Source organism: Aeromonas sp. MaB10011B, assembly GCF_017939325.1.
Lineage (GTDB): Bacteria > Pseudomonadota > Gammaproteobacteria > Enterobacterales > Aeromonadaceae > Aeromonas > Aeromonas caviae.
Genome location: NZ_JAGKRK010000001.1, coordinates 24,772 through 38,751, shown reverse-complemented (window position 1 = coordinate 38,751; position 13,980 = coordinate 24,772). Strand labels below are relative to the sequence as shown.

Below are 13,980 nucleotides of genomic sequence, written 5' to 3'. Positions count from 1 at the left end.
CGGGATGAAAAGCTGATGGCGGGGCCGCCAGCCGGGCGGCCCCTGAGGTCGGGTGTCAGGAGCGGTGTGGGGCGGGAGCCACTGCGCCCATCTGGTGCTTGAGGAAAACGGCCACGATGGCGGCCAGTGCCAGCGCCATGGGGTAGAAGCTCATGCTCACGACCAGGATCGGCGAGAGGGCGAAGATGGAACCCAGCAGCAGCGCCTGGGCGCCCCAGGGAATCAGCCCCTGTACCACGCAGGAGAAGATGTCCAGCATGGAGGCGGCGCGGCGCGGGGTGACCCCGTGATGGTCCGCCAGATCCCTGGCCACCTTGCTCGCGACTATGATGGCCACGGTGTTGTTGGCGGTGCACAGGTTGGTGAGGCTCACCACGCCGGCGATGCCCAGCTCGGCCGCCTTTTCGTTCTGCTCGCCATCGTGGTGGCGGGTGAAGCGGGCAATCAGGGCGGCGATGCGCTCACTTATCCATGCGAGCCCACCCTGGCGTTCCATCAGGGCACCCAGACCGCCGATGAGCATGGAGAGCAGGAAGATCTCCTGCATGCTGGTAAAGCCCTGATAGATGTCCTTGCTGAACTGGCCGAGGGAGTAGCTGCCAAGCAGCCCCACGCCACCGGCCGCCAGGATGCCGAGCCCCAGTACCATGAAGACGTTCATGCCAGAGAGGGCCAGCACCAGGATCAGCAGATAGGGGGCGACCTTGAGCAAGTCCGCCTCGGCGGTGGGGGCCGGCGCTTCACCGGTGGAGCCCAGCACCAGATAGAGCAGGATCACCAGCACGGCGGCGGGGGCGGCAATCTTGATGTTCTCGCGAAACTTGTCCTTCATCTCGCAGCCCTGGCTGCGGGTGGCGGCGATGGTGGTGTCGGAGATGATGGAGAGGTTGTCCCCGAACATGGCGCCGGAGAGGATGGTCCCCGCCATCAGCATCGGATCGATGCCGGCGGCCTGGGCGACGCCCAGCGCCACCGGTGCCACGGCGCCGATGGTGCCCATGGAGGTACCCATGGCGGTGGCAATGAAGGCAGAGATGAGGAAGAGCCCCGGCAGCAGGCACCAGCCCGGAATGAGGGAGAGGCCGAGGGCGACCGTGGCATCCACCCCGCCGGTGGCCTTGGCCACGGTGGCGAAGGCGCCCGCCAGCAAATAGATGAGGCACATGGCCATGATGTTGCTCTCGCCCACCCCCTTGAAGAAGGTCTCGAGGTTCTTGTTGAACCCCTCGCGTCCCATCAGCAGGGCCAGCATGACGGCGGGCAGGGCGGCAACGGGGGCGGGGAGCTGGTAGAAGGCGAACTCGACCCCCTGCAGGGTCAGCCAGGTACCGGTACCGATGAAGAGGGCAAGAAAGACCAGAAGGGGCAGCAGGGCTCTGGCACGGGGTTGGGTCTGGATCATGTGTTCCTCGAAACTTGAACAATGACCTCCTGTCGTTGCCTGTGGCGCCTCCAGGGCGGGCACAGGGCGGGCATCCTGCCACCATGGGGGGCCAACAGTAGTGAGTCGGCCCGCCCGGGTCAAGATAGCCGTCCAGATGGATAGGGCTTTTTACTTCGTGATTCTGACTTGTCTGGTAATTCCGTTATTTATTCTGTTTTTAATGAATTTGTCGTTTAAATGTCGGGGTGGTTTGGCGGGCCAGATCGGGCTTTTCAAAGGGGGCGCGGGCTGGTAAAACGGTCTCTTTCCATAATAAAGAGATGAGAGGGTGGAGATGGACAATCCGATCCGTGTGGCCGTGATGGGCTGTAATGGTCGTATGGGCAAGGTGCTGCTGGAGGCTATCGCCAACGCCGAGGGCGTGGTGGTGGGAGCGGCGCTGGAACGACCGGGCTCTGCCGTGATAGGTCTGGATGCGGGTGAACTCAACGGCCTGGGGCGCCTTGGCGTCATCATCAGCGACAGTCTGGAGCAGGTGAAGGACGAGTTCGATCTCATCATCGACTTCACCCGCCCCGAGGTGACCCTGGCGAACCTCGCCTTTGCACTGGCGCATGGCAAGCAGATGGTGATCGGCACCACCGGCTTTGACGAGGCGGGCAAGGCGGCCCTGCACGAGGCGGGCAAGCAGATCGGCATCGTCTTCGCCTCCAACTACTCGGTCGGGGTCAACCTGGTGTTCAAGCTGCTGGAGCAGGCGGCCAGGGTGATGGGGGAGTACACCGACATCGAGATCATCGAGGGGCACCACAGACACAAGGTGGATGCTCCGTCCGGCACTGCGCTCTCCATGGGGGAAGTGGTGGCGAAAACCCTGGGCCGGGATCTCAAAGAGTGCGCCGTCTATGGCCGTGAGGGGATCACCGGTGAGCGGGATCGCAACACCATCGGCTTTGCCACCATCCGCGCCGGAGATCTGGTGGGGGAGCACACCGTCATGTTCGCCGACATCGGCGAGCGGGTCGAGATCAGCCACAAGGCTTCCAGCCGTCTGACCTTCGCCAACGGTGCAGTGCGGGCGGGCAAGTGGCTCGGCCAGCAAGGGGCCGGTCTCTATGATATGCAGGATGTGCTCGGTCTGAAATAAACCGTCTTCAGGGGGAGTGCAGACTCCCGTACTGGTTGCCAAACCCCGGTCCGCCGGGGTTTTTTGTCACTTTTTTGTAGAAATGAGCCTTAATCATCACTTTTTGAGTGAACCTCGCTAAATCCTGCCATTCTTACAAGCCTGCCACCCTCTTGCGACAAAAATGTCATCAAGGGGTAACGGGTTTGGGTCTCAATATTCCCCTGCGGGGGGCATTTCGCCTTGATGTGAAATAGACTAAAAATGCAATACAAGAAAAACGTTTTCTATACTTGGCGTTCACTTTTCTGGCTTCAAATGGTGTTTTTTCTGTTGTGTTGTTTATTTTTTAATTTTCTATCTTGCTGTTTATTAAGTGGTAAATTTGGTTTTTTGTACGTTGCATGGCATCGGGCGCCGCTTTGTTGTCTGTGTTTGGCTTTTCTTTTTGAAGAGGGGGTTGCAAAGCGAGTGAGTGCATAGATAATGGGTAATGTTGCTTGTTTATTGAATTTAGATGCATTTCAAACGAGAAAAGACGTTGAAATGAGATCGTTTTTAAGTAGAATGCGCCCAATTTGCCAGAAATCTGCCGGGTTCGAGTCCTGTCAAAGACCGGAACCGAGCCCGCAACACCCAGGTAAATTGCTGAATTTAAAGCTAAATAACTGGAGGTTGTCTTGAATCACACTGCATTGCTAGTGCTGGAAGATGGAACTGTGTTCAAAGGCGTGTCGATAGGCGCCGAGGGATGTTCCGTTGGTGAAGTGGTTTTCAACACGTCGATGACGGGTTATCAGGAAATCCTCACCGATCCCTCCTATTCCCGTCAGATCGTTACCCTCACTTACCCCCATATAGGCAACACCGGCACCAACAGCGAAGATGAAGAGTCCAGTCAGGTCCATGCTCAGGGCCTCATCATCCGGGACCTTCCGATACTGGCCTCCAACTTCCGCAATCAGCAACCCCTCTCCGATTACCTCAAGTCCCACAACATCGTTGGCATCGCCGACATCGACACCCGCAAGCTGACCCGCATCCTGCGTGAAAAAGGCGCCCAGGCCGGTTGCATCCTGGCCGGCAAGCAGCTCGATGAAGCCCATGCCCTCGAACAGGCCCGCGCCTTCCCCGGTTTGAAGGGGATGGACCTGGCCAAGGAAGTGACCGTGAGCGAATCCTACAGCTGGACTGAAGGCAGCTGGCAGCTCGGCAAGGGTCACGTCACCCCGGCGGCCGATGAGCTGAAATACCACGTGGTGGCCTACGACTTCGGCGTGAAGCGCAACATCCTGCGCATGCTGGTGGACCGTGGCTGCCGCCTGACCGTGGTGCCGGCCAAGACCCCGGCCGCCGAGGTACTGGCGATGAACCCGGATGGCATCTTCCTCTCCAACGGCCCCGGCGACCCCGAGCCGTGCGACTACGCCATCGAAGCTATCAAGGCTTTCCTTGATACCAGCACCCCGGTGTTCGGTATCTGCCTGGGCCACCAGTTGCTGGGCCTGGCCTCCGGCGCCAAGACCATCAAGATGAAGTTCGGCCACCACGGTGCCAACCACCCGGTGAAGAGCCTGGACGACAACACCGTGATGATCACCGCCCAGAACCACGGCTTTGCGGTGGACGAGCAGACCCTGCCCGAGTGCCTGCGTGCCACCCACGTCTCCCTGTTCGATGGGTCGCTCCAGGGCATCCATCGCACCGACCGTCCGGCCTTCAGCTTCCAGGGTCACCCCGAAGCGAGCCCGGGCCCGCACGATTGTGCCGGTCTGTTCGACCACTTTATTGAATTGATCAAGCAGTATCGCGCCTAAGAGGATAAAGAGAGCCATGCCAAAACGTAACGACCTACAGAGCATCCTGATCCTCGGCGCCGGCCCCATCGTCATCGGTCAGGCCTGCGAATTCGACTACTCCGGCGCCCAGGCGTGCAAGGCCCTGAAAGAAGAGGGCTACCGCGTCATCCTGGTGAACTCCAACCCGGCCACCATCATGACCGACCCGGAGATGGCCGACGCCACCTACATCGAGCCCATCACCTGGGAAGTGGTGCGCGAGATCATCAAGAAAGAGCGCCCGGACGCCATCCTGCCCACCATGGGTGGTCAGACTGCGCTGAACTGCGCCCTGGCGCTGGAGCAGCATGGCGTGCTCAAGGAGTTCGGTGTCGAGATGATCGGCGCCACCGCCGACGCCATCGACAAGGCCGAGGATCGCTCCCGCTTTGACAAGGCCATGCGCAGCATCGGTCTCGAGTGCCCCCGTGCCGGTATCGCCCACAACATGGAAGAGGCCTGGGGCGTGCAGCAGATGGTCGGCTTCCCCTGCATCATCCGTCCTTCCTTTACCATGGGTGGCTCGGGCGGCGGCATCGCCTACAACACCGAAGAGTTCGTGGAGATCTGCGAGCGCGGTCTGGATCTCTCCCCGACCAAGGAGCTGCTCATCGACGAGTCGCTCATCGGCTGGAAAGAGTACGAGATGGAAGTGGTGCGGGATCGCAACGACAACTGCATCATCGTCTGCGCCATCGAAAACTTCGACCCCATGGGCATCCACACCGGTGACTCCATCACGGTCGCGCCAGCCCAGACGCTGACCGACAAGGAGTACCAGATCATGCGCAACGCCTCCATGGCGGTGCTGCGCGAGATCGGCGTCGAGACTGGCGGCTCCAACGTCCAGTTCGGCATCAACCCCAAAGACGGCCGCATGGTCATCATCGAGATGAACCCGCGGGTGTCGCGCTCCTCTGCACTGGCCTCCAAGGCGACCGGCTTCCCCATCGCCAAGATCGCCGCCAAGCTCGCCATCGGTTACACCCTGGACGAGCTGATGAACGACATCACCGGTGGTCGTACCCCGGCCTCCTTCGAGCCGGCCATCGACTACGTGGTGACCAAGGTGCCGCGCTTCAACTTCGAGAAGTTCGCCGGTGCCAACGACCGTCTGACCACCCAGATGAAGTCCGTGGGTGAAGTGATGGCCATCGGCCGCAACTTCCAGGAGTCCCTGCACAAGGCCCTGCGTGGTCTCGAGACCGGCAAGACCGGCTTCGACCCCATGGTTGACCTGAACGCCCCCGACTCCCTGACCCGCATCCGTCACGAGCTGCAGGATGCTGGTGCCGAGCGCATCTTCTACATCGCCGACGCCTTCCGCGCCGGCCTCTCCATGGACGGCGTGTTCAAGCTGACCAAGATTGACCCCTGGTTCCTGGTGCAGATTGAAGAGTTGGTGAAACTGGAAGAGCAGGTGAAAGAGCGCGGCATGGCCGGTCTTGACGCCGACTTCCTGCGCGCCCTCAAGCGCAAAGGCTTTGCCGACGCCCGTCTGGCCAAGATCCTCGGCGTGGCCGAAGGTGAAGTGCGTAAATTGCGTGCCCGCCACAACATCTTCCCGGTCTACAAGCGGGTCGATACCTGCGCCGCCGAGTTCGCTACCAACACCGCCTACATGTACTCCAGCTACGACGAAGAGTGCGAGGCCAACCCCACCAACCGCGACAAGATCATGGTCATCGGTGGCGGCCCGAACCGTATCGGTCAGGGCATCGAGTTCGACTACTGCTGCGTACACGCGGCGCTGGCCCTGCGCGAAGACGGTTACGAGACCATCATGGTCAACTGCAACCCGGAAACCGTCTCCACCGACTACGACACTTCCGACCGTCTCTACTTCGAGCCAGTCACCCTGGAAGACGTGCTGGAAATCGTGCGGGTCGAGCAGCCCAAGGGCGTCATCGTCCAGTACGGCGGCCAGACTCCGCTGAAACTGGCGCGAGCATTGGAAGCCAACGGTGTGCCGGTCATCGGGACCAGCCCGGATGCCATCGACCGCGCGGAAGATCGCGAGCGCTTCCAGTCCGCCGTCGAGCGCCTGGGGCTCAAGCAGCCGGAAAACGGCACCGTCACCGCCCTGGAGCAGGCCGTGCAACTGGCCACGCGCATCACCTACCCGCTGGTGGTTCGCCCCTCCTACGTGCTGGGTGGCCGCGCCATGGAAATCGTCTATGACGAGCAGGACCTGCGCCGCTACTTCGCCGAGGCAGTGAGCGTCTCCAATGAGTCGCCGGTACTGCTGGACCGCTTCCTGGACGACGCCACCGAGGTGGACGTGGACGCCATCTGCGACGGTACCGATGTGGTTATCGGCGGCATCATGGAGCACATCGAACAGGCCGGTATCCACTCCGGTGACTCCGCCTGCTCCCTGCCGCCCTACACCCTGTCCAAGGCCATCCAGGACGAGATGCGCGAGCAGGTGCGCAAGCTGGCGCTGGAACTCGGCGTGGTCGGTCTGATGAACGTGCAGTTCGCGGTGAAAGACAACGAGATCTACCTCATCGAGGTGAACCCCCGTGCCGCCCGTACCGTGCCCTTCGTCTCCAAGGCCACCGGTGCCCCGCTGGCCAAGATTGCCGCCCGCGTCATGGCCGGTCAGAGCCTGAAAGAACAGGGCTTCACCACCGAGATCATCCCGCCCTACTACTCGGTGAAGGAAGTGGTACTGCCGTTCGCCAAGTTCCCGGGTGTGGACCCGCTGCTGGGGCCGGAAATGCGCTCCACCGGTGAAGTCATGGGGGTGGGCAGCAGCTTCGCCGAGGCCTATGCCAAGGCGCAGCTGGGTGCCGGTCACCAGGTTCCGAGCGAAGGTCGCGCCCTCTTGTCCGTTCGCCACGGCGACAAGGAGCGGGTGGTGAACCTGGCCGCCAAGCTGCTGGAGCTGGGTTATGACCTCGACGCCACCCACGGCACCGCCGTGACCTTGGGCGAGGCGAGCATCAACCCGCGTCTGGTCAACAAGGTGCACGAGGGGCGTCCGCACATTCTGGATCGCATCAAGAATGGCGAGTACACCTACATCGTCAACACCGCCGAGGGTCGTCAGGCCATCGAGGACTCCAAGCAGCTGCGCCGTGGCGCCCTGCAGCACAAGGTGGCCTACACCACCACGCTGCACGCGGCCTTCGCCACCTGCATGGCCATCAGTGTCGATGCCACCGCCAATGTGAACTCAGTGCAGGAGCTGCATGAGAAGGTGAACAACCGCTAAGAGCACCGGCAGCACGCTGCCCGCTCGATGCACGCAAACCCCGCCAGCGATGGCGGGGTTTTTTATTGCCTGCGCCCTGCCACTTCCGGGGGGGCGCCAGCAAAGAAGATGGGTGAGATGGCGAATAATCCATCAGGGGTGGTGAGACTCACCCCCTTATTGGACATTCACTGCATCAATATTGCTCAATTGGCCTGGTGGGGTGCAATCTTCGCAATCTCTCGCCCCCACGACCTCCCTATACTGGGTGCTCATACAAACAAGGTCGTCTGCGCCGACACACCAAAAGGTGGCGTGCGAGAGGATCAGCGCCCGCAGCCCGATCCGGCTGCCGTGGCCGGCCCCGGTGACCGACGGGGGCCGCAGGAAAACCGGTCGCGGGGTTACCGCCGCGCGACTCGTCAGGGACGGTGTTACCGCACCAACCCGCTTCCCCTCCTTGCCCCACCCGCCTGTCGGCCCGGTCGTCCGGCGCCTCGCCCATCCGTCAAGGGAATCTGAATATGAGCTTCGATCATCGCAAATACCGCCGTGCCCCCGTGATCAACCTGGCGGATCGCCAGTGGCCCAACCGGGTACTGGAGCGGGCACCGCTCTGGTGCGCCGTGGACCTGCGCGATGGCAATCAGGCGCTGGTCGAGCCCATGACGGTGGCCCAGAAGCTGCAAATGTGGGCGCTGATGACCCACATCGGCTTCAAGCACATCGAGGTGGGCTTCCCGGCGGCCTCCCAGCCCGACTTCGATTTTGTGCGCGAACTCATCGAGCGCAACCTCATCCCCGATGACGTCACCATCCAGGTGCTGGTGCAGGCGCGCGAAGATCTGATCGCCCGCACCTTCGAGGCCCTCAAGGGGGCGAAGCGGGCCATCGTTCACGTCTACAACTCGGTCAACCCGACCCAGCGCAACTATGTGTTCAACTCAGGCAAGGACGGTGTCAAGGCCATCGCCGTGCAGGGGGCGCGTTGGGTGCGGGAGTATGCGGCCCGCAATCCGGGCACCGAGTGGAGTTTCCAGTATTCTCCGGAGAGCTTCAGCAGCACCGAGGTGGAGTTCGCCGTCGAGGTGTGTGACGCCGTCATCGACGAGTGGCGCGCCGCTGCCCGCCCGATGATCCTGAACCTCCCCGCCACGGTGGAGGTGAGCCCCCCCAACGTGTTTGCGGATCAGGTGGAGTGGTTCTGCCGACACCTCAAGGCGCGACCCGAGGTGAGCATCTCCATCCACACCCACAACGACAGAGGCTGCGGGGTGGCCGCCGCCGAGCTGGCGGTGCTGGCGGGGGCGGATCGCATCGAGGGCACCCTGCTCGGCAACGGGGAGCGCACCGGCAACATGGACATCGTCACCATGGCCATGAACCTCTACAGCCAGGGGATTGACCCCGAGCTGGACCTGTCCGACATGGATGCCATCGTCGCCACCGTGGGGGCCTGCACCCAGATTGCCCTGCACCCTCGCCACCCCTATGCCGGCGAGCTGGTCTACACGGCGTTTTCCGGCAGCCACCAGGACGCCATCCGCAAGTCTCTCGCGGCAGAAAAACCGGATCACTACTGGGACGTGGCTTACCTGCCCATCGATCCTGCCGATCTCGGTCGCAGCTACGAGGCGGTGATCCGCATCAACAGCCAGTCCGGCAAGGGAGGGGTGACCTATCTGCTGGAGCGTGACCTCGGTCTGCAACTGCCGCGCTGGCTGCAAATCGACTTCAGCCGCCGGGTGCAGGCCGAGGCTGAGGCGAGCAGCAGCGAAATCAGCCCGGAGCAGATCCGCACCCTGTTCGAGCAGCACTATCTCGAGCCTGCCCACGGCTATCGCATCGGGCGCTTCCAGCTCGGTCATGACAGTCAGGAGAGCCTGCGCCTGGAGTTGCAGACCCCCCACGGCACCCTGCAACTGTGCGGTGAAGGGGAGGGAGCCATCACAGCCCTGGTCAACGGCTGGCAGCGTCAGACCGGCATGCACATCGATGTGCTGGATTACTCCGAGCATGCGCTCACCGCCGGCACCGAATCCCGCGCCGCCGCCTATGTGCTGCTGAGCGTCGAGGGCACCCGGATGTGTGGCGTCGCCGTCGGTCGCGACGTGGTCAACGCCTCCCTGCAGGCGGTGATCAACGGCGCCGCCCAGCATCAGGCCCTGCGCCAGAGCGCCTGAGGCGGCACTGCCCGCCTGCCGTGAGGGGGAGCAGGGAAGGGCCGCCCACCCCGATGTCACGGCAGATCGCGCCGTCCCCGTTGCAGCAATCCCCTGACCCATATGGTGAGGGGATTGTTTTTTATGGAAAAATCGGCCCACAATATCAGTGATTTGCCACCAGGAATGCCGTCGGGGTTCGCTGGCGATGGCAGCCAACGGCTGCCATTCGGGATAGAAGACATGCGCGCTTGGAGCCCAAAACATGATGAAGACTCCCCTCAGGTTATCCGTTCACCCCGCCCGGTTCTTCTCGCTTCCTCCCTGCCGTCGTCTCGCGCTGGTGAGCCTGCCCTGTCTGCTGCTGCTGACGGGGATCCTGGCCGGGGTCAGCTTTGATCCCCTGGCAGAGCACAACCTCTATACCGTCGGGGCTCTGGCCGAAGCGCTCAACGTGCTGACCTTGCTGTTCATGTTCTGGGTGGTGCAGTGTGCCCAGATCACCTTGAGAACCTATCTCTCCCTCACCGGCGGGCTGACCCTCTGGCTCGTCTCCGGCGTCATCGATCTGATGGATGAGGTCTATTTCCAGCCCTGGTGGCTCTCCACGGTGGAAGACAGCCTGCGCACGATCGGCATGCTGGCCTCGGCCTGGGGTGTGCTGCTTATGGTGCAGCAGATGTATGGCACCCAGATGCGGCTCTCCTCCCTCGCCATGTCAGACGAGCTGACCGGGCTCTCCAATCGCCGGGCGTTTCGCGCCGTGCTGGAGGCGCACGGAGAGGAGGGGACGCCGCTCCTGCTGCTGGATCTCGATCACTTCAAGCTGATCAACGATCGCTATGGCCACGCCATCGGCGACAATGTGCTGCGTGAATTCAGCACCCTGCTGCGCCAGCTCTGCCCATTGGATGGGGTGGTGGCACGCCTTGGGGGAGAGGAGTTTGCCATCTGGCTGCCCGGCATGACGGGCGACAAGGCCCGTACGCTGGCGGAGCAGATAAGGTGCGCGACCGAAGAGCTGGTCTCAGGTGACGGGGTAAGATTCACCGTGAGCCTTGCCCTGGGTATCAGCCAGAGCGGGGAGGGGGTGGATGCCCTGCTGCAGCGTACCGATCTCGCCCTCTATCAGGCCAAGCACCTGGGACGCAACCGGGTGGAGCTGGCGTGATGGCGCCAGGGGATGCCGCAGCCAGCGGGCCAGCAGGTTCATCCGCCTTCATCTTGTCAGACTTGTTCCCTACAATGTCCGCCTCCATGCATTCGAGCCCTCTCATTCGCGATGAGGGGCAGGTCCCGCTCTTCAGGAAGCCTTCATGATCCCCTCTTACTCTTTGTTTCATGCCCATTGGCGCTGGTTGTCACTGCTTACCCTTGCCCTGCTGTCGGGTTGTGCCAGCGAGCCTCCCGCCCCGACCAGCCCGGCGACGCCGGCGGGGCGCCCCATTCCCAAGGCGATGCAGCCGCAAAAACCGGCCGACATGAAGAGCCGCATCGTGCGCTTCCTGCCGCGCAACGTGGTGGACAAGCCGGGCTGGGCCAATGACGTGGTGACGGCGCTCACCACCCAGGGGCTGACGGTGAGCGATCACAACGTCTGCAGCGTGCTGGCGGTGGCGGAGCAGGAGGCGACCTATCAGGCGGACCCCGTGGTGCCCAACCTCAACAAGATTGCCTGGAAGGAGATCAATGCCCGGGCCGGCAAGCTGCTCATCCCCGAGTTCATGGTGCGCACGGCCCTCTCCATCCAATCCCCCACTGGCAAGAGCTATGCCGAGCGCATCGACAAGCTTCGCACCGAGCGGGAGATGAGCGAGATCTTCGAAGACATGATAGGCAGCGTCCCCATGGGCAAGCAGCTCTTTGGCAACCTCAACCCGGTGCGCACCGGCGGCCCCATGCAGGTGAGCGTCGCCTTTGCCGAAGCCAACGCCCGTGGCTACCCCTATCCCGTGAAGGAGTCCATTCGCCACGAGGTGTTCACTCGTCGGGGCGGCATCTGGTTTGGCACCAAACACATCTTCGGCTATCCCGCCGACTACCCGGATACCCTCTATCGCTTCGCCGACTTCAATGCGGGCTGGTACGCGAGCCGCAATGCGGCCTTCCAGGCGGCGGTAAGCCGGGTGAGTGGCAAGCCCCTGGCCCTGGACGGGGATCTCATCCGCTACGACTCGGATTTGCCCGGCAAGACCGAACTCGCGGTCCACAGCATCGCCAGCCGCGTCAACATGAGCAAGCAGGCCATTCACCAGAGCCTCAAGCTCGGGGACAGCAGCGACTTTGCCAAAAGCGATCTCTACCACAGGGTCTTCGCCCTGGCCGACAAACAGGCCGGGACACGGCAACCCCGCGCCATCTTGCCCGGTATCCAGCTAAAGAGCCCCAAGATCACCCGCAACCTCACCACCGCCTGGTTTGCCAAGCGGGTGGATGAGCGCGAGCAGCGCTGCGTGCAGAAGATGGCAACGATCCGCTGATTTGCTGAAATAACAAAGGCGGCCAATTGGCCGCCTTTGTTTTATGCCTCCGTCGTTCAGCCTTCCCATCTACTTCATCAGCGCTCTGGTCCCCCTGCATGTGGGGAATTCATGGCATCCCCAGAACGGTTTTCCCTTGTTGTCACCTCGACCGGCAGTGCGCAATACCATGGTGCTGCCACATCTGGGGCAGATCGGGGGTGGATTGTCCGGTGGCGATACGCTCTGTGAGGGTGGGTTTGCAACTGATTGCCTGACAGGTTCGCGGGTGGAAACATGGTTGGCGGATGGGTCGGCATGACGAGTCTTGAGCTGGGTGACATGCTGTCTGTGAGTCTGCCAGTTGGCGGCAAGTCGCCCTTGTTGAATGGTGTCGACAACGTGAGCGACCTCGCTCTCGGCCAATACCGGCGTGGTTATACCCTTGACGTAGCGAATGAGCCCGCGGTTCATCACGTTCTGCGGCATAGGGGTCTTGAAGGTGCAGTCGCCGATAAAGAAGATGACGGAGTGAAGCTGGTTGTCTGAGAGCCCCAGCAGGGATTTGAGGGTCATCATGTGCAGGTGGTTCTGATGCAGCGGGTTCTGGAAGCTGTGCTTGCGGCGATAGATCTGCTGGGTCCAGCTTTTCTGGGTCGGGTTGCCGAATATCCAGCCCTTCATGTTCTTGGTCTCAATCACGAATAGCCCGAAGCGAGAGACGATCACGTGATCGATCTGAGTGCTGCCCTGGGGGGTGGGCAGGGTCACGTCCTTGAGCAGGCGATATTCCCGCTTGTCGAGAAATAGCCGAATACAGAGATTGATAAACCACTCCCCGACCATCCCTTTGAACCAGGCCGTTTTGAGCAGGGTGGCAATCAACAGCAGTGGCAGGAGAAACCAGAGCTGAGTCAGCAGCGGCGCTATGGCAGCAGTGATATCCATGTGATTTAGCCTTCACAGATCCCGGTCAGGGATGGGTCTCGATGGGGATGATGCTGCGACACTTGGGGTATTCGGGGCAGCCCCAGAAGCTGTTACCCTTGGTATCTCCCCGTTTGCTGGTCCTCAGTACCATGGTTGTGCCGCATTTTGGACAAACCGGTGCTGTACCTGCATGGGCGGCCACGTTGTCCTGCGGGTCACTGTCGCTTGCGACGCGCTCCAACGTGATGCGCACCTCCTCGCTCACCCGAATAATGCGCTGAGCTTCATCGTAGGCATCGCGGTACAGCTCACTGTCATCCGCCCGCCGGATCAACACCCCCATCTCGTTGTTGTTCACCTGGCTGAATTCGTAGAGGTTCAGGCTGGTGACAATGCACATCTCCTCATTGAGGTAGCACTTGGCATGGAGATTTTTGCAAAAGCTGGTGCGGATATAGGTGAGCTCCTTGAGCCAGCTGATCTCTTCCGGTTGGAGTTCGCTCTTGCCATAGACGATCCGCACATCGATCTTGAGCCGGTTCTTGTCGGTCAGCAGCTCCTTGATCCTGTCATTGAGTTTGAGAAAGGGGCTGATCAGGATTAACCGCTCCTTGGCATCCTTTATCAGCTCTTCGAGGAAATAGTTGGTTGCGCTGGTATTCAGAAATTTGGCCATAACAAGCTCCCTGTCCCTGGAAATGTCATGTGTTCTCTGCTCAACAGTAGGCAGTCAGCCTGACCACAATCCCCGGCGTGGTTCTGCTTCACGTCTTCACCCACCGTCCGTATCCCCATGCTAGGAGATACAGGTGGGACCTCATAGCGGCAATGGAGTCAAATGTGCGTTCAGTCAGAGATTTGGTGATGGGGACGGTTCATGTC

The 13,980-nt window shown here is 61.5% G+C and carries 9 protein-coding genes; 6 read left to right on the top strand and 3 right to left on the bottom strand.

Annotation, left to right across the window (positions count from 1 at the left end; translation table 11 throughout):
* Positions 1-55 precede the first annotated feature (55 nt).
* The gene (locus tag J9893_RS00135) at positions 56-1,402 is read right to left on the bottom strand and encodes a Na+/H+ antiporter NhaC family protein (protein WP_039040381.1); all 1,347 of its coding nucleotides are present in this window, start codon (positions 1,400-1,402) and stop codon (positions 56-58) included.
* Between the two features lie 316 nt (positions 1,403-1,718).
* Here J9893_RS00135 and dapB point away from each other — a divergent pair, with 316 nt between their 5' ends.
* The 6 genes from dapB to J9893_RS00105 all read left to right on the top strand — a co-directional run bounded on the left by dapB (position 1,719) and on the right by J9893_RS00105 (position 12,189).
* Positions 1,719-2,531: a 4-hydroxy-tetrahydrodipicolinate reductase gene (gene dapB / locus J9893_RS00130; protein WP_210599803.1), complete on the top strand. Its 813-nt coding sequence runs from the start codon at positions 1,719-1,721 to the stop codon at positions 2,529-2,531.
* 659 nt (positions 2,532-3,190) lie between these two features.
* The gene (gene carA, locus J9893_RS00125; protein ID WP_210599802.1) at positions 3,191-4,327 is read left to right on the top strand and encodes a glutamine-hydrolyzing carbamoyl-phosphate synthase small subunit; all 1,137 of its coding nucleotides are present in this window, start codon (positions 3,191-3,193) and stop codon (positions 4,325-4,327) included.
* A 16-nt stretch (positions 4,328-4,343) separates the two neighbouring features.
* Complete coding sequence (gene carB, locus J9893_RS00120) at positions 4,344-7,568, top strand: carbamoyl-phosphate synthase large subunit (protein WP_041213100.1); 3,225 nt, start codon at positions 4,344-4,346, stop codon at positions 7,566-7,568.
* Positions 7,569-8,071: 503 nt separating this feature from the next.
* Positions 8,072-9,730, top strand: coding sequence for a 2-isopropylmalate synthase (gene leuA, locus J9893_RS00115; RefSeq protein ID WP_210599801.1), 1,659 nt, complete (start codon positions 8,072-8,074; stop codon positions 9,728-9,730).
* A 244-nt stretch (positions 9,731-9,974) separates the two neighbouring features.
* The gene (locus J9893_RS00110; protein ID WP_210599800.1) at positions 9,975-10,880 is read left to right on the top strand and encodes a GGDEF domain-containing protein; all 906 of its coding nucleotides are present in this window, start codon (positions 9,975-9,977) and stop codon (positions 10,878-10,880) included.
* A 145-nt stretch (positions 10,881-11,025) separates the two neighbouring features.
* Positions 11,026-12,189, top strand: coding sequence for a DUF1615 domain-containing protein (locus J9893_RS00105; protein WP_164882116.1), 1,164 nt, complete (start codon positions 11,026-11,028; stop codon positions 12,187-12,189).
* 69 nt (positions 12,190-12,258) lie between these two features.
* Here the strand turns inward: J9893_RS00105 and J9893_RS00100 are convergent, their stop codons facing one another.
* Both J9893_RS00100 and J9893_RS00095 read right to left on the bottom strand, forming a co-directional pair.
* Entirely contained in the window at positions 12,259-13,116 is an 858-nt protein-coding gene (locus J9893_RS00100) for a nuclease-related domain-containing protein (RefSeq protein ID WP_103858272.1), read from the bottom strand.
* A gap of 25 nt (positions 13,117-13,141) precedes the next feature.
* Positions 13,142-13,774: a topoisomerase DNA-binding C4 zinc finger domain-containing protein gene (locus J9893_RS00095; RefSeq protein ID WP_052816477.1), complete on the bottom strand. Its 633-nt coding sequence runs from the start codon at positions 13,772-13,774 to the stop codon at positions 13,142-13,144.
* Positions 13,775-13,980 lie beyond the last annotated feature (206 nt).